We start from the raw sequence: 17,555 nt of genomic DNA, 5'->3' as shown, positions 1-17,555 counted from the left end.
GGGATGAAAAACGTGGAACGGGCTCCGTCGCTCGTCGACACCGTGATCGCCGCGCTGCGACAGGAGATCGCGACGGGCACCTGGCAGCTCGGCGACAAGATCCCGTCCGAGAGCCGGCTCGCCGAGACGCTGGGCGTCAGCCGCCTGTCGGTGCGCGAGGCCGTGCGCGTCCTGGTGCACTCGGGCCTGCTGATGACCCGTCAAGGCAACGGGACCTTTGTGACGGCCACCGACGAGGCCGAGGTCGCGCTGCGGCGCCAGCTCGAGCGCGCCGCCGCCCAGGACATCATCGACGTACGCCGCGGGCTCGACATCGTCGCCGCCCGGCTCGCCGCGACGAGGCGCACGGCGGACGACCTCCGGCAGATGCGGAAGGCCCTGGACGACCGGGCCGACGCGAGCCGGAACGCCGACGTGGACGCCTTCGCGGACGCCGACGTCGACTTCCACCTCCGCATCGCCGAGGCCTCCCACAACCCCGTGCTGCAGAACCTCTACCGCGGCATGAGCGACGCCCTGCGCGACAGCGTCAAGGCCGACCAGTGCATGAAGCACACCCTCAGCGGCGACGACACGTCGCACGACGACCTGCACCGGGCCGTCGAGGACCGGGACGCAGGCGCCGCGGCGGCCATCGCGGTGGCCATCCTCGACCGGCAGGAGCACGGCTCCGACGACCCGGCCGGCCGGGCGTGACCGGGTCCTCCGTCCGCTGCCGAAAGTGGGGTCAGGCCGAATGACCTGCGACGCGGTGCGAGAATAGGGATCATGGCAGGGGATGACACTTTTGAACCCGAGTCGGAGCGGGTCACGCGCACGCTGCGCGATCAGATTCTCGACGGTGTGCGGGCACCGGGCAGCAAGCTCGTGGAGCGGGAACTGGCGGCCGAGCTGGGGGTGAGCCGCCTGCCCGTCCGTGACGCCCTCAAGGACCTGGTGAACGAGGGTCTTGTCACGCCGCGCCCGCGGAGCTGGGCCGTGGTGCGTGAGTTCACCGCCTCCGATGTCGAGGATCTGGACGAGGTCAAGGCCGCCCTGGAGATGCTGGCGTTCCGTCTCGCCGCCCAGCGGCGCACCCGCGCGGGACTCGCGCGGCTCAGGGCCGACCTGGACGCCGAGCTGAGGGCGGCGGCCAAGGGGGACGCCGTACCGGCGCGGCGGGCCGCGGCCGACTTCCACGAGACGGTGACGGCGCTGGCGGACAACGAACTCCTCAACGAGCTCGGCCGCACCCTGAGCAGCCGCATGCGATGGCTGCTCGGCCAGCACGACGACATCGTCGGCGTCGCCAAGGAGCACGAGGAGCTGTACGAGGCGATCGAGGCCCGGGACGTGCCGCGCGTCGAGGAACTGGCCATCAAGCACCTGGCGACGGGCCGCAGCGAAGCCGCCGCGCATCGCAGGCGCACCCCGGAGCAGTAGACACACACCTGCGAGCCACTCACCCGCGAGACACACACCCGCGTCCGCCATCACGCACCCCGGCTTCGTACGGGCATCCCCTCCAGTGCGACATAGGCGATCAGGGCGACGAGCAGGCCGGTGACCGCGTCGGAGAACTGCGGCGCGTACCAGTGCACGAGCCCTCCGGCCGCGGCTCCGGCGGCCCACGCGGCGAACGCAGTGGGACGCACCGCCGCCTCGGACCGCCCGTCGAGCCGGCGGCGCAGGAACACCTGGTCGGCGATCAGCACGCCGCCGAGGGGTGGGACGAACACGCTGAGGACGACCAGCCAGTCGAGGAAGTGGTCCCAGACACCGGCGAGGGCGGCGACCGTGCCGACGGCCCCCAGGACGAGCGTCGTCACGCGCATCCTCGTACGGGTCAGATGCGACCAGCTGAGCGCGCCGTTGTAGAGGCAGTGGCTGCAGACGGAGCCGAGGTTGACGAGGACGAACACCGCGGCCAGTACGTCGAGGGCGACCCCGTGGCCGCCGGTGAGGATCGGGAGGAAGTTGCCGCCGACCGTGCCGGCCGAGGCCACGGCGCCGGCCGCGACGACGATGCCTCCGGTGATCTGGGCGACGAGACTCGCCACGGGGAACGCGGTGGCCGTCGCGATCACGGCCTGCCTGCCGTTCCTGGACCAGCGGGTGAAGTCGGCCGTCATCGTTCCGGAGTCCGCGAACGTCGCCATGATGAGGGAGACGGCGGCGCCGAAGGGGAGGGCGCTGTTCCCGCCGACGCCCTGGTAGTCGAGCACGGTCGCGAGATCGTGGTCCCTGGAGACGATCACCAGGGCTATCAGGCCGACGAGGATGAACAGCGGGGCGGCGACCGCGCCCAGCCAGGACAGGGCGCGGATGCCGAGGAACGTGATCGCGACGAAGGCGACCCCGGCGACGGCGGCGACGAGTCGTTCGTGCCAGCCGAACGCCTGGTGGAGGGTGGCACCCGTCGCGCCGGTGTTGAAGGCGAACCACCCGACGACGACCGTCGCGAGGAAACCGGAAGCGACGACGTAGCCGACCCTCCCGAACGTCTTGGTCGCCTGGAGGGAGAAGCTCTCGCCCGTGCTGCCCGCCCGGTGGCTGAGCAGACCGACGTAGACCAGCATCACGAGGTTCGCGGCGACGATCGCGGCCAGACCGCGCCAGAAGCCCATGAGCGCGACGACGATACCGCCGGGGACGGCGTTGGTCAGGATCATCGGGAATCCGAACCACACGGCCGACACGGTGAGAAGGGACTTGCGGCTCTCCGTCGGAACGGGAGTGTGCTCGTACTCGGGGTCCAGCTCGAGGCCCGCGTGGGCCGTGTCCGCCGCGGCGGGATCGCGTCTGTTCATCCTGGCCTCCGTGAGTGGTCCGGCGCGCCGTCAGGCGACCGTGCTGGCAAGGGCCAGGGCTGTGGCGGCCTGCTCGAAGACAGCGGCGGGCGGGTGTGTGATGCCGGCGCCGATCATCCCGATGCCCGCTTCCTTGTGGGCGATCGCCGTGTTGATGACCGGCAGGATCCCCGTGGCCAGGACCTTGCGGACGTCGATGCCGGTGGGGATGCCCTGGAAACCCAGGGCGGGGACGGTGACGTTCGGGTTCTTTGTTGTCGTGATCTCGCCCATGTCCCGGGTGAAGGCGACGGCCTCCTGCACGGTTCCGCCGACGAGCGCGACGATGGCGGGTGCGGTCGCCATGGCGAAACCGCCGAAGCCGTACGTCTCACTGATCGCGCTGTCACCGATGTCCAGACCGGCGTCCTCGGGCCTGAACCCGGCGAACATCGGCCCGACGACCGGCTGGGCCGGGCCCGTGAGCCACTGGTTCCCGGGCAGGCCGCTGACGCGGAGGCCGAACTCGACGCCGTTACGGGCCATCGTCGTCACGATCGTCGAGCCCTCGATGCCGTGAGCGGCGTCCATGGCTGCCTTGGCCATGGCGAGCCACGTGGGCCCGGAGAAGTAGTCCGAACTGGCGACGAAGTCGAAGACTTCCTTCTTCTGCTCGGTGCTGAAACTCGTCTGCAACAGGGACGGGGTGAGGGCCTGCGTGAGCAGCAGGGTGCCCGCGATGTTGCGGTTGTGGCACTCGTCGCCCATGTGGAGCGCCTGGGAGAGCAGGAGGCGCAGGTCGACGGGGCCGCCGATCTCCATGGCCTCCTTGAGCATGGGGCCGAGGACGTCCCGCATCCAGACGAGGCGCTCGATGACGCTCTCGTCGTTCGCCCCCATGCGAAGGATCTTCGCCATCTGCTCGGAGAGGTTGGTGAAGGCGGTGTTGCCATGGGTCTCGTTGTGGACGATGTGCATGTACATCGACGCGGACGTGACACCGGCCATCGAACCGACGCAGTCGTGCTCGTGGCAGGGCGAGAAGGTGATCTCGCCGGAGGCCGCGAGCCGTCCGGCCTCGTCGAGGTCGCGCGCCAGGCCCTCGAACACGAGGGCGCCGGTGACGGCCCCCTTCATGGCCCCCGCCATCCGGTCCCAGGTGATCGGGGGGCCGGCGTGCAGGATCGTCGTCGGGGTCATCCCGGGCACCACGTCGATGGCCCGGCCGAAGCCGACCAGCATCGGGCGGGCGCCGATGATGCGTTCGACGGCTTCGGTATTGGCCGCCTCGGTCCGCTCGGCGACGCGTGGGTCCTCCAGCGCCTCGAGAGCCGCGAGGACCTCGGGGCTGCCGCCGCCCGGCGGAGTCCAGTCGAGGGTCGAGACCTGCGCGCCCTGGGCGGTGATGTCCCGGTCGAACATGGCCAGTCCGACGTTGATGACGCTGAGGTCGCTGTTGAAGAGGCTGGTGGCCTGAGTGCTCATGCGCGGTGTGCCTTCCGGGCGGTCTCACGGGCGAAGCGGCCCGTCTCGGTGCTGCTGCGGGTGACGGTGACTCCGGCGGCCTCCAGGGCCGCGACCTGCCCGGCGAGGGCCGGGGTGTCGAGGTCGGTGCCCAGGACGTAGCCCACGATCTCCAGGTGGCGGCCCGCGTCGGAGGCGATCTTCCTGGCCTGCGCGATGGCGGGGAGCGTGACCCCGACCGGGTCCTCGTGGGCGCCGAATCCGAGGACGAAGTCCATGAGGATGACGGCGACTTGGGGGTCCGCGGCCTCCTGGACGAGGCGCGCCAGGCGCAGCGACGGGTCGATCATCGGGTGCGGGCGGCCGTTGGTGAAGTCGTCGTCGCCGAAGTCGAGGAAGGTGTGCCCGACGCTGGGACTGCCGGCCGTGAGACGCCGCTCGGGGTCCTTCTGGATGTTGCTCCAAACGTCGTCGCTGACTTCGAGCAGCGCGTACATCGACTCGTCGCACAGGGTCCCGCCGCAGAACAGGCCGCGCACGTAACGCTGTTCAGGTGAGAGCCGGGCGCACACCTCGTCCACCTGCTCGGCGGCCAGTTCCTCGACGGCGGCATGAGAGTCGAACCCGAGGCGGACGGCCTGGAGCGCCGCGTCCTGGGTGCTCGCGGCGAAGTGTCCGCCGGCCGCGGTCACGGCCTCCTCGGATCCGCCGACGAAGTAGACGACGACGGGCTTGCCCGCGCCCGCGATCTCGGCCAGCACCTTGTCCTGTACGGCCGGGGCGGGCGGCTTGGACACGAGCACGATCACGCTGGTCCCGGGATCGGAGGCAAGGGCCCGGATCCCGTCGGTCATCATGATGCCGCCGACCTGTTCGCTCAGATCGCGGCCGCCCGTGCCGATGAGCTGCGAGATGCCCGCGCCCAGCGCGTGGACACGGACACTGACCTCCTGCGCGCCGGTGCCGGAAGCCGCGACGACACCGACGGTGCCGGGCCGCACGGCGTTCCCGAAACACAGCGCGATGTTGTTGATGATCGCGGTGCCGCAGTCGGGCCCCATCATGAACAGGCCCTTGCTGTGCGCCAGTTGCTTGAGGCGGACCTCTTCCTCGATCGGGACGTTGTCGCTGAAGACCATCACGTGCAGGCCGTTCTCCAGCGCCTTGCGGGCTTCGCGGCCCGCGTACGCGCCGTTGACCGCGACGATCGCGAGGTTCGCCCCGGGGACGGCGCGCGCGGCGCTGTCGACCGTCCGGTACGTGACCGTGTCCGCTCCACCGCTCGCGCTGGGCGCCTTCTGTACGAGGAGCTCCTCGACCTCCGCCAGCAGCGCTGCCTGATCGGCTCCCTCGCCCGACTCCACGACGATCACGAGATCCCCGGTGCCCGCGGCACTGAGATCCGCCGTGAGGAGGCCGAGGTTGCTCAGCACGCCCTTGTTCATCTCGGTGCCCATGGCGACGAACGCCTGCTCCACGCCCGGCAGTTGATTCGCCCGGGTCGAGACGGACATCAGGGAGACCGAGTCGAAGTAGGTGTTCTTCTTGACGACTGCTGTGATGCTCACAGCGAACCTCGCAGTTCTTTCTCCAGGCGGAGCCCGGTCACGAGACCGGACAAGATGTCGGTGCCGGACGTGTGGCCGATGGCCAGCGCATGCCGGACCGGGGTGCGGATGGATTGCGTTACGTGTACGTCGCCCCACCGGCCGGGGCGGGCCAGCGCGTGCAGGACGTCGAGCAGTGAGGCGCCGGCCCGTCCCGTCAGGGCCTCGTCGAGCGTGGCGAGGCTCAACCGCGTGGTGCGGCCGGGGCGGTCGAGCAGGGCGCCCCGAAGCGCCCGCCCGAAGGGGCCGAGCCCGCTGCCGGGGAGCGAGGACAGCAGGGCCAACGCGGTCAGGAAGTCGTCGCCCGCGGGCGTCAGTCCCGGGCCGAGTCCGAGGAGCGCGAGGACGCCGACGCGCATACCGGCGTCGTCCCCGGACCTGATCGCGCGTACGAGGACATCGCGCCCGTCGCCGAGTGCCCGGGTGACGGCCACCTCCATCGACGACGCGGCGGGAGCCGGACCGAGCATGCCGCCGCGTGAGCCGTGTGCGCGTATCAGCCGGTCGAGCGCCGAGGCGGCGGTCGCGAGTTCGCCCGGGCCGAGTGCCGCGAGCGACGGCAGAATGGGATGCCATTCATCTGCACCCTCCGTACGCACCCGCAGGCGTCCGCGCGCCGCACGGATGGTGATGACCCCCGGCGCGAACTCCACGGTCTGACGCGCCGCGATGCCCCGGTCCGACCAGCTGTCCGTATCGGTGACGAGGGTCCGTGGAGCGTCACCACCGCCTCGGGCGGCGAGAGCGATGAGCCTGTCACCAGGCATCAGCACATTGACCGTACGGTGGAAGACGCCTTCGACGACGCCCTGGCCGCGCAGTGTGCGCAGGTGCGCGATCAGAGCGGCGTCGCCGGACATGGCGTGCAGCTCGGTGGCTGTACGCAGAGAAATCACTGCACCCTCCTCGCCCTCACCGTGCCCAAAGGGCGTGATGGGTTCCCCTCAACATTCACTCACTGGTATACCATTTGACAATGGGGAAGCGAACAAGTCTGTGGAGGGAATCCATGCGCATCGTCGTGGCTCTCGGAGGCAACGCGCTGGCCCGTCGGGGGGAGCCGATGACGGCCGACCATCTGCGCGCGAACGTGCGGTCCACGTGCGAGGCGCTCGCCGGCCTCGCACGTCAGCACGAGCTCGTCATCACTCACGGGAACGGACCCCAGGTGGGTCTGCTCGCTCTGCAGAACCTCGCCTACCAGGACGTGGCGGCGTACCCGCTGGACATCCTCGGCGCCGAGACGCAGGGCATGATCGGTTACGTCATCCAGCAGGAGCTCTCCAACGCTCTCGCCGGGGAGCGCGAGGTGGCGGCGGTCGTCACGACCACCGAGGTCGACGAGGCGGACCCGGCGTTCGAGCGCCCGACGAAGCTGATCGGCCCCCAGTACTCCGCGCAGGACGCCGCCGAGGCGGCGGCCGAGTACCGGTGGACGATCGCGCGCGACGGTGCCGCGTTCCGGCGCGTGGTGCCGTCCCCCGCCCCGCGGCGCATCGTCCAGGCACCGCTCGTGCGGATGCTCCTGGAGAACGGCCGCCTCGTCGTCTGTGTCGGTGGCGGAGGCGTGCCCGTGAAGATCGACGGCAACGGCCGCCAGACCGGCATGCAGGCCGTGGTGGACAAGGACCTCGCCAGCGCGGCACTCGCGGCCGAGCTCAAGGCGGACATGCTGGTCATGCTCACGGACGGCGACTACGTCAGTGAGAACTGGGGGACACCCGAGCAGCGGGACATCCTGACGGCATCCCCGGAAGCGATCGCCGAACTGTCCTTCGCCGAGGGGTCCATGAAGCCGAAGGTCGACGCCGCGGTGCGGGTCGCGAAGGCCGGCGGACGCGCCCTCATCGGACCGCTCGAACGGATCGACGACCTGCTGGAGCGCCGGGTGGGCACGGAGATCCGGGCCGACGTCGCGGAGGGGATCGTCTTCGCCTGAGCCGAGGAAGCCTGTTCAGGAATTCACGGACGGCAGTGGTCCGGCTGCCCGCCGGGGGAGTCGGATCACTGCCGTCGGGATTTCCTTCTATTTCTCGGCGTCAAGCGCTGCGACTTCCGCTTCCCTGCCTTTTTACGACCCCTTCAGGATTGCGGCGGAGCGTATTTGCGTGCGCATATACGCGGGTAGATTGGTGACCGGCCAGCGTGGCCGTCGCGACCGCTGCCAGGAGGAGCAGGGCGAAGGGGATCCAGATGGCCGAGGTGAAGCCGTGCAGGGCGGCGGCTCGCCGGCTCCCGTAGAAGGCCGCTGCCGCGCTCGCGGCCACGGTGTTGAACACGGCGGATCCGATGGAACCGCCCATCTGCTGCGCCGAGTTGACCGTCGCCGAGGCGATGCCGGAGTCCTGCGCGGGCACGTCGGAGGTGGCGCCGGTCATGATGGCCAGGAAGCTGCCACCCTGGCCGATGCTGAAGGTGATCAGCGCGGGGAGGACGTTCGCGGCGTACGTGGAATCCGTGTCCAGGAGCGTGAGCTGGAACAGCCCGCACGCCGCGATGCACAGGCCGGCCGTCATCATCACGCGCGGTCCGAGCCTGGGCAGCAGCCGGGTGCCGAGCTGGGTGGCGGTCGCGGTGGTGACGAGGCTGATGGGCAGGAAGCCCAGGCCGCCGGCCAGCGCGGACCAGTCGAGCACCGTCTGCAGGTAGTACGTGAGATACAGCGCGACGGACAGCTGGCCCGCCATCAGCGCGCCGCCGGCAAGGAGTGAGGCGACCCGGCGGCGGTCGCGCATCAGACGCGGAGGCAGCAGCGGGGCCGCGGCCCGGGTCTGCCACCAGGCGAACGCCGTCAGCAGCACGGCCCCGGCGAGCAACACGCCGAGTACGCCGGGAGACGTCCAGCCCTGAGCCTCCGCCTGGCTGCACCCGTACACCACCGTCGTCAGGCCACCACACCCGAGCACCGCACCCGCGATGTCGATGCGGCCGGTGAGACGCTCGGCGCGATCGCGCGGTGTCCACGGCGTGCCGAGCAGGGCGGCGAGGGCGATGGGTACGTTGACCAGCAGGCACCAGCGCCACCCGAACCACTGGGTGAGCAGCCCGCCCAGGACGACGCCGAGGGAGGCGCCGGCCCCACCGAGAGCACCGAAGACGGCGATGGCCTTCCGGCGCTCGCGCAGGTCGGTGAAGGTCGTGGCCACCAGGGCGAGGGCCGAGGCCGCCAGAAGTGCGGCGAAGGCGCCCTGTGCGGCGCGGGCGGCGAACAGGGCCTGCACCGTGGGAGCGGCTCCCGCCGCCGCCGAGGCGACCGCGAAACCGAGCAGACCCGAGGCGAAGACGCGCTTGCGCCCCGCGTGGTCGGCGATGCGGCCCGCGAGCAGGAGCAGCCCGCCGAAGGCGACCGTGTAAGAGGTCACGACCCACGGGCGGTCACCGTCCGCCATGCCCAACTCCGTCTGCATGGACGGCAGGGCCACGTTCACGATGGTGCTGTCCAGCAGGATCATCAGCTGGGCCAGACCGAGGACGCACAGGGCCCACCAGCGCCGGGGATCGGGGAGCTGTTCATTCTCGGTACTTGGTGAGGGCGGTGGGGTGGGCATGCAGATTTTGTATACCAAAACACGGGTGAACGTAAAGGTCAGACCCATGACCCCGGTACGACCCATGCGCTGGTATGCGAAAAGCCTGCTCGGGGGCGTGCGGGGTGGCGAGGGGCGCTTCGAAGGGTCTGTGTTGCCCGGAAACAATTTGCTCACGCAATCTTCACGCCGTGAGAGATGTCACGGTGGGGCGTCGCGCGGCTGCGCATAAATTCTGGGCAGCGACCTATTGACCACCCCTACCACCCCCCGTAATCTCCCGTTCCGAAACAAGGAAAAATTATTCCGCAATACGGAAACGCCGGGAGTGTGTCATGGCCGCCGTGCACGAAACGCCACCCACCGCTGCGGTCGACGGGAAACCCCGGACGAGCCCCGGGCTGTACAGCCCCGACCTCGCCCCCACGAAGAAGGAAGGCCGTCGCTGGGGCGCCTACAACGTCTTCACCCTCTGGGGCAACGACGTGCACAGCCTCGGCAACTACGCTTTCGCGATAGGCCTGTTCGCCCTGGGGATGAGCGTCTGGAACATCCTGGCCGCCTTCGCGATCGCGTCAGCGCTGCTCTTCCTGCTCCTGACCCTCTCGGGATACATGGGCAGCAAGACGGGTGTCCCGTTCCCCGTCATGAGCCGTATCTCCTTCGGCGTCAAGGGAGCGCAGATCCCGGCCATCGTCCGTGGCGTCGTGGCCATCGCGTGGTTCGGCATCCAGACGTACCTGGCGGCGTCCGTGCTGGGCGCACTCGTCAAGGTGCTCTTCCCCGGCCTGCGCTCGCTCGACGAGAACTCGATCCTCGGGCTGTCGACCCTGGGCTGGGCAACGTTCCTGACCCTGTGGGTCATTCAGGTCGTCATCGTCAGCTACGGCATGGAACTCATCCGCAAGTACATGGCGTTCGCGGCTCCGACGATCCTGATCACCATGTCCGCGCTGGCGATCTGGATGTTCATCCGCGCCGACGGCTCCATCGCCCTGTCGACGGGGCACGCGCCGAGCGGCCTCGACATGTGGCGCCAGATCTTCGAGAGCGCCGCACTCTGGGTCGTCATCTACGGCACCTTCGTGCTCAACTTCTGCGACTTCACCCGCTCCGCGAAGAGCCGCCGGGCGATCGTGCGCGGCAACCTCGTCGGCATCCCGGTGAACATGCTGTTCTTCGCCGGCATCGTGGTCGTGCTCAGCGGGGCCCAGTTCAAGCTGAACGGCGAGGTCATCACCGGGCCCGAGGACATCGTGCGCGCGATCCCCAACACGTTCCTGATGGCGGCGGCCTCACTCGCGTTCATCACGCTGACAATCGCGGTGAACCTCATGGCGAATTTCGTGGCGCCCATCTACGCCCTCGTCAACCTCTTCCCGCGCACGCTCAACTTCCGCCGCAGCGGCGTGGTGAGCGCCGTCATCGGACTGGTCATCCTGCCGTGGAACCTCTACGACAACCCGACCGTCGTGAACTACTTCCTGGGCGGCCTCGGAGCACTGCTCGGCCCCATCTTCGGCGTCGTCATGGCGGACTACTGGCTGGTCCGCAGGACCCGCGTGAACGTCCCCGACCTCTACACCGACGACCGGCAGGGCGACTACTTCTACCAGCGCGGGTTCCACCTGAAGGCCATCGCCGCCTTCGTGCCCGCCGCGGCCGTCGCCGTCGTCATCGCGCTCGTCCCCGCCTTCAAGTCGGTTTCGGGGTTCTCCTGGTTCATCGGCGCGCTCCTCTCCGCCGTCGTCTACCTGGTCCTCGCCGACCGCAAGAAGGCGAGCCGGGACGTCGACGGCGAGGCCATCGCGGTCGACGCCGCCTGACGCCTCCGCGCCACGCCCCCGCAGCACCCTCGTACCACCTTCGGCCCAGGCCGGCCTCAGCAGAGAAAGCCAAGAAATGCGCATCCTCGTCGTCAATGTCAACACCACCGCCTCGATGACCGAGAGCATCGGCGCACAGGCCGCCGCCGTCGCCTCACCGGGCACGGAGATCGTGCCCCTCACCCCGCCGTTCGGGGCCGAGTCCGTGGAGGGCAACTACGAGAGCTACCTCGCGGCCGTCGCCGTGATGGAGGCGGTCCGCTCGTACCCGCACCCCTTCGACGCCGTCATCCAGGCCGGGTACGGCGAGCACGGTCGCGAGGGGCTCCAGGAACTCCTCGACGTCCCGGTCGTCGACATCACGGAAGCCGCCGCGAGCACCGCGCAGTTCCTCGGCCACCGCTATTCCGTGGTCACCACGCTCGACCGGACCGTGCCGCTCATCGAGGACCGCCTCAAGCTCGCGGGACTCGCCGACCGCTGCGCGTCGGTGCGGGCCAGCGGAATGGCCGTACTGGACCTGGAGAGCGACGCGGAAGCCGCCGTCGAGGCCATCGTGGAACAGGCGGCCCAGGCCGTCGAGCGTGACAAGGCCGAGGTGATCTGCCTCGGTTGCGGCGGCATGGCCGGCCTCACGGAGCGAGTCGTCGAGCGCACGGGCGTCCCCGTCGTGGACGGTGTCGCGGCGGCCGTCACCATCGCCGAGTCCCTCGTCCGCCTCGGCCTCTCCACCTCGAAGGTGCGTACGTACGCGGCGCCGCGTGCGAAGGCCGTCAAGAACTGGCCGCCGCGGGCCGCCTGAACAAGAGACCGGGTCACGCACGAGCCGCCGGGCCCAGCGGCCGCCGACCAGGTCGTCATCCTCGACCGGGGCCGGATCCACCCGCCGACCCCCGAGGAGGTCGACGCGGCTCAGCCCGCTCGAGCCGTCATCGGGTGCTGTCAGCGGACGACGTCAAACACCTGCTTCTGCAAGCCGTTGGCGTACGCCTCGGACTCGACCAGCTTGAGCTTCTGGGTGTCCTTGTCCGTGTCGCTGAACAGCCGCTTGCCCGCGCCGAGCAGCAGCGGGAAGACGAGCAGGTGGTAGCGGTCGATGAGGCCGGCGTCGGAAAGGCTCCGGTTGAGGGCGGCGCTGCCGTGGATGATGATCGGCCCGCCCTCGGTCTCCTTGAGCGCGGCGACCTCGTCGAGGGAGCGCAGGACCGTGATCTCGCCCCAGTCCGCGACGAGATCGCCCTCCGTGAGGGTGGTGGAGACGACGTACTTCGGCATGACCTTGTACTGGGCGAACTCCTCCATGCCGGGCCAGACGGGACTGAACGCCTCGTAGCTGACACGGCCCATCATCACGGCGGCGGCCTCCTCCTGCTCGCGGCCCTTGATCTCGAACGCCTCCGGAAGGAACTCGACCTCCTTGAAGGTCCACCCGGAGTTCCGGTAGCCGGGCTCTCCACCCGGGGCCTCGACGACGCCGTCGAGCGAGACGAAGGCGGTGCTGATCAGAGTGCGCATCTCAAGGTCTCCTGGTGTTCTTTGTACTGGCCGGGCGTTACGGCTGCTCGCCCGCGGATCTCCACTGTCACTGACTGAATGACTGCGGCGCCCGCACAAAATCATCGGTGCGCGCCGGGCCACTCAGGTGTTGGTGTCCGACGCCGGAGCCACCTGGTGGAAGGTGGCAACCGGCACCGCTCAATTACCAGTCGCCGATGGCGGTACCAGGGACAGGAGTTGCCGCGTGTGGCCGGGCAGTTCCACCTCCGCCAGACCGGTGATGAGGTCCCTGAGCGGGAGAGGCTGATTGACCTGGACCTTGTCGTGGGACAGCAGCAAGGTGGGCACCAGCGTGTCGAGTTCGGTCTCGCTCAGCATCGGCCCGCCGAGGGCACAGAGCGCGTCCGCCTGGAGGCGGACGCGCTCACGGAGTCCAGCGTTGCCGCCGGCGAGACCGATGACGCGCTCGATGGTCCAGGTGTCGTGCGCCGTGCGGTTGTCGTACGTGGTGGGTGCTCCCGCGGACGCGGCGGCGACGGTCGCGATGGTGGTGGCGTTGACGAGGGCGACGTGCGCCAGGATCTGGTCGGCGTTCCACTCGCCGGCGGGCGGGGCGGGCATCGTGTCCCCGGAGCCGGCCACTGTGGCGGCCGCGTCCAGGAGCGTGCGGTAGGCGTCCCGAAGAGGGATGGTGTCCATCACGTCTTCTTTCTTCAGTCCTGCGCGGGGTGAGTGGGGGAGGGGCGTCGTGCCGGTCGCCTCAGGCGTGCGTGCCGGCCATGTCCCACGGTGCCTGCGGCAGCACCTCGCCGGTCTCGAGCAGCGACTTGAGGTTCGCCAGGACGGCCGGCCATCCCTGTGAAATGCCGTTCAGCATCTCCGCGTCGGGAAGGTTCTCGTGCGTCACGGTGAGCCGGACGATGTCTTCGTGCGGCTCGACGAGGAAGGTGACGACGGACGGGGCACGCGGCGCCCGGGCGTCCGGGGTGTCCTCGAACGTGATGACCAGGCGCGTCGGAGGCTCGGCCTTGAGGACCTGACCGACGACGTCGACGGCCCCCGATCCGTCGACGCGCCGGTGCTCCCAGGCCGAGCCCGGTTCCCAGTCGGAGACGTTGGCGTGTCCCCAGTAGCGCGCTGTCAGGTCTGCGTCCGTCAGCGCCTGCCACACCTGTTCCGCACCGGCCCGGATGTAGGTGACGTAGACGTAGGACGGTACGGATGCTGATCCGCTGGTCATGGCGTACTCCTCTGCCTGGTTCTTGATGGCACTGATCGCTTGCAGCCGGGGCTTGTCGAACTCGGAGATCCAGCGTTCCTCGATCTCGTGGATCGGGGCCGGATTGAGGTAGTGAAGCCGTTCGCGTCCGCGCCGGACGACGGTCACGAGGCCGGCCCGCTCGAGGATGTCGAGATGCTGGGTGGCCGACTGGCGCGCCATGTCCAGACGGTCGCACAGTTCGCGCAACGTCTGGCCGTTGTGCTCGCGCAGACGGTCGAGCAGCCGCCGCCGGGTGGGGTCGGCAAGCGCCTTGAAGACCTGGTCCATCGCAGTCGCTTCGAAACTCACACTCCGATTATGCAGGTATTCACCTGCATAATGCCAGTGGTGGTGAGGGGCGGGTTCGTGTGCGCCCGGTGTGCCCTGGTCGTCTCCCGTGTCAGAGGTCGGCGGGGGACGGCGCTTGTGTGGGTGCGGCGGTGGGTTCGGGGGCGGAATCCGGGCGTATCGGAACGCCGCGTCGTCCCGCCAGTCGGCACCCGAGGCAGTTCGCGTGCCCGTCGCGCGCGGCGCGGTCCCGGCCTCTGAGGTCCGAAGGTCGCGGACCCGGCGGCTTGCCCCAGCCCGCGATGTGCAGACCCCAGGTGACCGGCGCCGCCGCGGCCAGGACGCAGATCCCCAGCCAGATCCCCGGGCGCCAGCCGCAGATGCCGAGCCCGGTGACGATCGCCCCGGCCGTGGCAACCGCGAAGCCGGCCCACCCGGCGACGGTGTGCCCCTCGTCGTGGCGGTGCGCGGTGGACCGTCCGCCGAGCTGCCCGCTGGGATGCCTCTCCAGCTGTCCGTTCAGTGGCCCGTTCAGGTGTCCGTCCAGCTGCCTGCCGAGATGCCTGTTCATGGGCTGAGGCCTCCCTGATCGAGTTCCTGATGGAGTCGTTATTTGTTGAGTGACCGATCAAGAAAGGACCGTAGCATGAGTTTTTGAGTGAACGCTCTAGAATGGTGAGCATGAGCAAGGCACGAGGGCGTCCGCGCACGTTCGACCGGGAAGCGGCACTGTGGGCGGCCATCCGGCTGTTCTGGGAGCGCGGCTTCGAGGCGACGTCTCTGGGTGAGCTGACGGTGGCGATGGGCATCCGCCCGGGCAGTCTCTACGCGGCGTTCGGTGACAAGAAGGCGCTCTTCAGGGAGGCCGTCGAGGTGTACGGGCGGTCGCCGGTGGGGTCCTTCCCGGCGCGCGCGCTGGCCGAGGAGCCGACGGCCCGCGGGGCCGTGTCCCGGATCCTGCGTGAGGCGGCGGCGACCTACGCGGATCCGTCGCACCCGCCGGGCTGCCTGGCCATCAGCGCGGCCACCAACGTCACCGTGCATGACGAGGAGATCGCCAAGTTCCTGCGCGACGTGCGCAACGCGGGCGTCGCTGCCATCGAGGAGCGGCTGCGCCGGGCTGAGGGAGACGGCGAGCTGCAGGCCGGGACCGATGCGCCGGCCCTGGCGTCCTACTTCGCCACGATCGTGCAGGGGCTTTCGCAGCGCGCACGGGACGGGGCCGATGTGGACGAGCTGTCCCAGGTGGCCGAGCTGGCGCTGGCCGCGTGGCCGAGCGGCGACTGACGGTCCTCGGACTCTGCGAACGTCTCGCCGCCGACGGCTGAGCCGCCGGGCCATGCGAGCCCGTTTGCCCGTAGGCGGCCGAAGCCCGCTCGTGCCCAGCGCATCGCTTTGCATTGCGCCCGCTTGTGCCAAGCACGTCGCCGTGTCCTGCGCCCGCTTGTACCGGGACACCGCGTCGATGCCCGGATCTTGTGGCTTCTGCCAGTACGACCGTCTGCCGGGGTGCGGGAAGACTCCCCGCCAGTGGCCGCGGCGTCTCCGGGGGACGGAGGCCGGGCCAAAGGGATGACCGAGCGCAGGGGAGCACATCACGGTGAGCGTGCAGCAGCAGTACGACGAGATCGGTGAGGCGTTCGAGGGGTTCAAGGCCCTGCCGCTGGCGCAGTACGGGGAGGTGCCCAGCTTCCTGAGCATGGTCGGGGATGTGCGCGGCAAGTCGGTCCTCGACCTGGCCTCCGGTACCGGCTTCTACAGCAGGGAGTTCAAGCGGCGCGGCGCCACGGAGGTGCTCGGAATCGACGTCTCCGGTGAAATGGTCGCCGTGGCCGAGAGACTGGAGCAGCGCGATCCGCTGGGCGTGCGCTACGAGGTGGGCGACGTGTCCCAACTGCGGCCCCTCGGGCGGCGCTTCGACATCGCCACGGCCGTCCAGCTGCTCAACTACGCTGAGGACATCGCCGCCTTCGAGCAGATGTGCCGCAACGTGCGCCGCAACCTGGCGCCCGGCGCCGATTTCTTCCTGCTCAACCAGACACCCGACTACCGCTTCGACGGGCCGTCACTCGACAAGTACGGCTTCCGCTCCGAGCTGACCGGCGAGGAAGCCGAGACCGGCCCGCGCGTCCAGATCTCGGCGCTGCTCGACCCGCCGGTCGGGACGATCTCGTTCGTCACCACGTGCCCGCGCCGCCAGGTCTACGAAGAGTGCCTGCGGGCAGCCGGATTCGACGAGGTGACCTGGGTCCCGCTGAAAGTGTCCGACGCCGGCGTGCGCGCGTTCGGCGAGGACTTCTGGGCGGACTTCCTCGCCAACCCCCCGCTGGAGATGCTGCGATGCCGCGCCTGACGCCCGACCGGATCCCCGAGGCAGCCGCCTGAGCCTCTCTGCAGCCGGCGCAGCTCGCATACCCGCCCTGTAGCCCGCCCGGTGGCAAAGTGCCGCGTGCCCGCTCGTGCCTGTCGTCAGGTCACCCGCACCTGGCAGCACAATCGCCCCTGTCAGAACGCATGGGCGTGTGTGAGCGGCACGCGGCACCGAGGGGAACGACCGATGGACACAGCAGCATCTCCGGACCGCAGACTTCTGCTCGCCGGCGCACTCGCGAGTGCCACGGTCGCGCTCGCGGGGTGCACACCGACCAAAGCCGTCTCGGCACCGACCAACAGCAGCACCACGTCGATGCCGAGGCCCTCCACGCCCGCGGCGGCATTCGCGAGACTGATGGAGGGCAACATGCGCTGGGTGAGCGGAGACCTCAAGCACCCCGACCGGGATCCGGACCGGCGCGAGCTCGTGGCCCAGCAGCAGGAGCCGTACGGATCGGTCCTCTCCTGCATCGACTCCCGCGTACCGCCCGAGCTCCTCTTCGACACCGGGCTCGGCGACCTCTACGTCATGCGCACGGGCGGCGAGGCGGTCGGGCCCGTCGTCACCGGCTCCGTCGAGTACGGGCCCATGACGAGCGGCACCCCGCTCATCGTGGTCCTCGGCCATCAGCGCTGCGGAGCCGTCAAGGCGGCGTACGAGTCCCTGCGCGACGCCAAGCCGCTGCCGGGCAACCTGCAGGCGATCGTCAAGGCTCTGCAACCGGCGTACAAGCTGGCAGTCCGCGAGGGCGGCGGCGACCCGGTCGAGACCATGGCCCGCGCGCAGGTCAGGTTGACCGCGGCCGATCTGCGCACCAACAACGACCTCGCCCCTCTCGTGAAGAAGGGGGACCTCGCCGTCGTGGGCGCCTACTACTCACTCGACACCGGCAAGGTGGAAGTCCTCGCCGGCGCCCCCTCCTGAACAGATCCGCCCTGAACAG

At 69.7% G+C, this 17,555-nt stretch carries 17 protein-coding genes; 8 read left to right on the top strand and 9 right to left on the bottom strand.

The window, feature by feature from the left end; genetic code table 11:
• Window positions 1–3 precede the first annotated feature (3 nt).
• Both ACWIGU_RS05640 and ACWIGU_RS05635 read left to right on the top strand, forming a co-directional pair.
• A complete protein-coding gene (locus tag ACWIGU_RS05640) occupies window positions 4–696 on the top strand; it encodes a FadR/GntR family transcriptional regulator (RefSeq protein WP_454397755.1) in 693 nt (230 codons plus the stop codon).
• A gap of 72 nt (window positions 697–768) precedes the next feature.
• The gene (locus ACWIGU_RS05635) at window positions 769–1,422 is read left to right on the top strand and encodes a GntR family transcriptional regulator (RefSeq protein ID WP_454397754.1); all 654 of its coding nucleotides are present in this window, start codon (window positions 769–771) and stop codon (window positions 1,420–1,422) included.
• A 50-nt stretch (window positions 1,423–1,472) separates the two neighbouring features.
• Here the strand turns inward: ACWIGU_RS05635 and ACWIGU_RS05630 are convergent, their stop codons facing one another.
• Genes ACWIGU_RS05630 through ACWIGU_RS05615 form a run of 4 tightly spaced genes read right to left on the bottom strand, consistent with a single transcriptional unit; the run spans window position 1,473 to window position 6,735 of the window.
• Window positions 1,473–2,789 carry a cytosine permease gene (locus ACWIGU_RS05630; protein ID WP_454397752.1) on the bottom strand — a complete coding sequence of 439 codons (1,317 nt, stop codon included), beginning with the start codon at window positions 2,787–2,789 and terminating at the stop codon, window positions 1,473–1,475.
• Window positions 2,790–2,819: 30 nt separating this feature from the next.
• A complete protein-coding gene (locus tag ACWIGU_RS05625; RefSeq protein WP_454397750.1) occupies window positions 2,820–4,253 on the bottom strand; it encodes an oxamate carbamoyltransferase subunit AllG family protein in 1,434 nt (477 codons plus the stop codon).
• Window positions 4,250–5,800 (bottom strand): acyl-CoA synthetase FdrA, encoded by a 1,551-nt coding sequence (gene fdrA / locus ACWIGU_RS05620; RefSeq protein ID WP_454397749.1) that lies wholly within the window; start codon window positions 5,798–5,800, stop codon window positions 4,250–4,252. Before fdrA ends, ACWIGU_RS05625 begins: the two co-directional genes overlap by 4 nt.
• Entirely contained in the window at window positions 5,797–6,735 is a 939-nt protein-coding gene (locus tag ACWIGU_RS05615; protein ID WP_454397747.1) for an oxamate carbamoyltransferase subunit AllH family protein, read from the bottom strand. Before ACWIGU_RS05615 ends, fdrA begins: the two co-directional genes overlap by 4 nt.
• Window positions 6,736–6,848: 113 nt before the next feature.
• Between ACWIGU_RS05615 and arcC the strand changes: the two genes are divergently transcribed.
• Window positions 6,849–7,778 (top strand): carbamate kinase, encoded by a 930-nt coding sequence (gene arcC, locus ACWIGU_RS05610; protein WP_356273539.1) that lies wholly within the window; start codon window positions 6,849–6,851, stop codon window positions 7,776–7,778.
• A gap of 100 nt (window positions 7,779–7,878) precedes the next feature.
• Here arcC and ACWIGU_RS05605 read toward each other — a convergent pair whose 3' ends face one another.
• Window positions 7,879–9,387 carry an MFS transporter gene (locus ACWIGU_RS05605; RefSeq protein ID WP_454397745.1) on the bottom strand — a complete coding sequence of 503 codons (1,509 nt, stop codon included), beginning with the start codon at window positions 9,385–9,387 and terminating at the stop codon, window positions 7,879–7,881.
• 314 nt (window positions 9,388–9,701) lie between these two features.
• On the opposite strand from ACWIGU_RS05605, the gene ACWIGU_RS05600 reads away from it, so the two are divergent.
• Both ACWIGU_RS05600 and ACWIGU_RS05595 read left to right on the top strand, forming a co-directional pair.
• Window positions 9,702–11,192: an NCS1 family nucleobase:cation symporter-1 gene (locus ACWIGU_RS05600; RefSeq protein WP_454397743.1), complete on the top strand. Its 1,491-nt coding sequence runs from the start codon at window positions 9,702–9,704 to the stop codon at window positions 11,190–11,192.
• 76 nt (window positions 11,193–11,268) lie between these two features.
• Entirely contained in the window at window positions 11,269–11,994 is a 726-nt protein-coding gene (locus tag ACWIGU_RS05595; protein ID WP_454397741.1) for an aspartate/glutamate racemase family protein, read from the top strand.
• A gap of 140 nt (window positions 11,995–12,134) precedes the next feature.
• Here ACWIGU_RS05595 and ACWIGU_RS05590 read toward each other — a convergent pair whose 3' ends face one another.
• From ACWIGU_RS05590 to ACWIGU_RS05575, 4 genes are all read right to left on the bottom strand, one after another.
• The gene (locus ACWIGU_RS05590; protein WP_454397739.1) at window positions 12,135–12,707 is read right to left on the bottom strand and encodes a dihydrofolate reductase family protein; all 573 of its coding nucleotides are present in this window, start codon (window positions 12,705–12,707) and stop codon (window positions 12,135–12,137) included.
• A 180-nt stretch (window positions 12,708–12,887) separates the two neighbouring features.
• On the bottom strand, window positions 12,888–13,388 hold the full coding sequence (locus tag ACWIGU_RS05585) for a hypothetical protein (RefSeq protein ID WP_454397737.1): 501 nt from the start codon (window positions 13,386–13,388) through the stop codon (window positions 12,888–12,890).
• 61 nt (window positions 13,389–13,449) lie between these two features.
• Complete coding sequence (locus ACWIGU_RS05580) at window positions 13,450–14,238, bottom strand: ArsR/SmtB family transcription factor (protein ID WP_454398597.1); 789 nt, start codon at window positions 14,236–14,238, stop codon at window positions 13,450–13,452.
• 112 nt (window positions 14,239–14,350) lie between these two features.
• Window positions 14,351–14,749: an HGxxPAAW family protein gene (locus tag ACWIGU_RS05575; RefSeq protein WP_454398595.1), complete on the bottom strand. Its 399-nt coding sequence runs from the start codon at window positions 14,747–14,749 to the stop codon at window positions 14,351–14,353.
• Window positions 14,750–14,919: 170 nt separating this feature from the next.
• Here ACWIGU_RS05575 and ACWIGU_RS05570 point away from each other — a divergent pair, with 170 nt between their 5' ends.
• The 3 genes from ACWIGU_RS05570 to ACWIGU_RS05560 all read left to right on the top strand — a co-directional run bounded on the left by ACWIGU_RS05570 (window position 14,920) and on the right by ACWIGU_RS05560 (window position 17,536).
• Complete coding sequence (locus ACWIGU_RS05570; protein WP_454397735.1) at window positions 14,920–15,525, top strand: TetR/AcrR family transcriptional regulator; 606 nt, start codon at window positions 14,920–14,922, stop codon at window positions 15,523–15,525.
• A gap of 313 nt (window positions 15,526–15,838) precedes the next feature.
• Entirely contained in the window at window positions 15,839–16,591 is a 753-nt protein-coding gene (locus ACWIGU_RS05565; protein ID WP_454397733.1) for a class I SAM-dependent methyltransferase, read from the top strand.
• A gap of 204 nt (window positions 16,592–16,795) precedes the next feature.
• Complete coding sequence (locus ACWIGU_RS05560; protein ID WP_454397731.1) at window positions 16,796–17,536, top strand: carbonic anhydrase; 741 nt, start codon at window positions 16,796–16,798, stop codon at window positions 17,534–17,536.
• The last annotated feature ends 19 nt before the right edge of the window (window positions 17,537–17,555 follow it).

Source organism: Streptomyces sp. NPDC055400, assembly GCF_053644375.1.
This window is presented reverse-complemented; position numbering and strand designations above follow the sequence as displayed.

What these genes read in the sequence shown, in the direction of transcription:
- ACWIGU_RS05595 (WP_454397741.1), top strand. Translation starts at nt 11,269, where the DNA reads ATGCGCATCCTCGTCGTCAATGTCAACACCACCGCCTCGATGACCGAG.
- ACWIGU_RS05625 (WP_454397750.1), bottom strand. Translation starts at nt 4,253, where the DNA reads ATGAGCACTCAGGCCACCAGCCTCTTCAACAGCGACCTCAGCGTCATC.
- ACWIGU_RS05605 (WP_454397745.1), bottom strand. Translation starts at nt 9,387, where the DNA reads ATGCCCACCCCACCGCCCTCACCAAGTACCGAGAATGAACAGCTCCCC.
- ACWIGU_RS05580 (WP_454398597.1), bottom strand. Translation starts at nt 14,238, where the DNA reads ATGGACCAGGTCTTCAAGGCGCTTGCCGACCCCACCCGGCGGCGGCTG.
- ACWIGU_RS05570 (WP_454397735.1), top strand. Translation starts at nt 14,920, where the DNA reads ATGAGCAAGGCACGAGGGCGTCCGCGCACGTTCGACCGGGAAGCGGCA.
- ACWIGU_RS05640 (WP_454397755.1), top strand. Translation starts at nt 4, where the DNA reads ATGAAAAACGTGGAACGGGCTCCGTCGCTCGTCGACACCGTGATCGCC.
- ACWIGU_RS05600 (WP_454397743.1), top strand. Translation starts at nt 9,702, where the DNA reads ATGGCCGCCGTGCACGAAACGCCACCCACCGCTGCGGTCGACGGGAAA.
- ACWIGU_RS05635 (WP_454397754.1), top strand. Translation starts at nt 769, where the DNA reads ATGGCAGGGGATGACACTTTTGAACCCGAGTCGGAGCGGGTCACGCGC.
- ACWIGU_RS05590 (WP_454397739.1), bottom strand. Translation starts at nt 12,707, where the DNA reads ATGCGCACTCTGATCAGCACCGCCTTCGTCTCGCTCGACGGCGTCGTC.
- ACWIGU_RS05560 (WP_454397731.1), top strand. Translation starts at nt 16,796, where the DNA reads ATGGACACAGCAGCATCTCCGGACCGCAGACTTCTGCTCGCCGGCGCA.
- ACWIGU_RS05585 (WP_454397737.1), bottom strand. Translation starts at nt 13,388, where the DNA reads ATGGACACCATCCCTCTTCGGGACGCCTACCGCACGCTCCTGGACGCG.
- ACWIGU_RS05630 (WP_454397752.1), bottom strand. Translation starts at nt 2,789, where the DNA reads ATGAACAGACGCGATCCCGCCGCGGCGGACACGGCCCACGCGGGCCTC.
- arcC (WP_356273539.1), top strand. Translation starts at nt 6,849, where the DNA reads ATGCGCATCGTCGTGGCTCTCGGAGGCAACGCGCTGGCCCGTCGGGGG.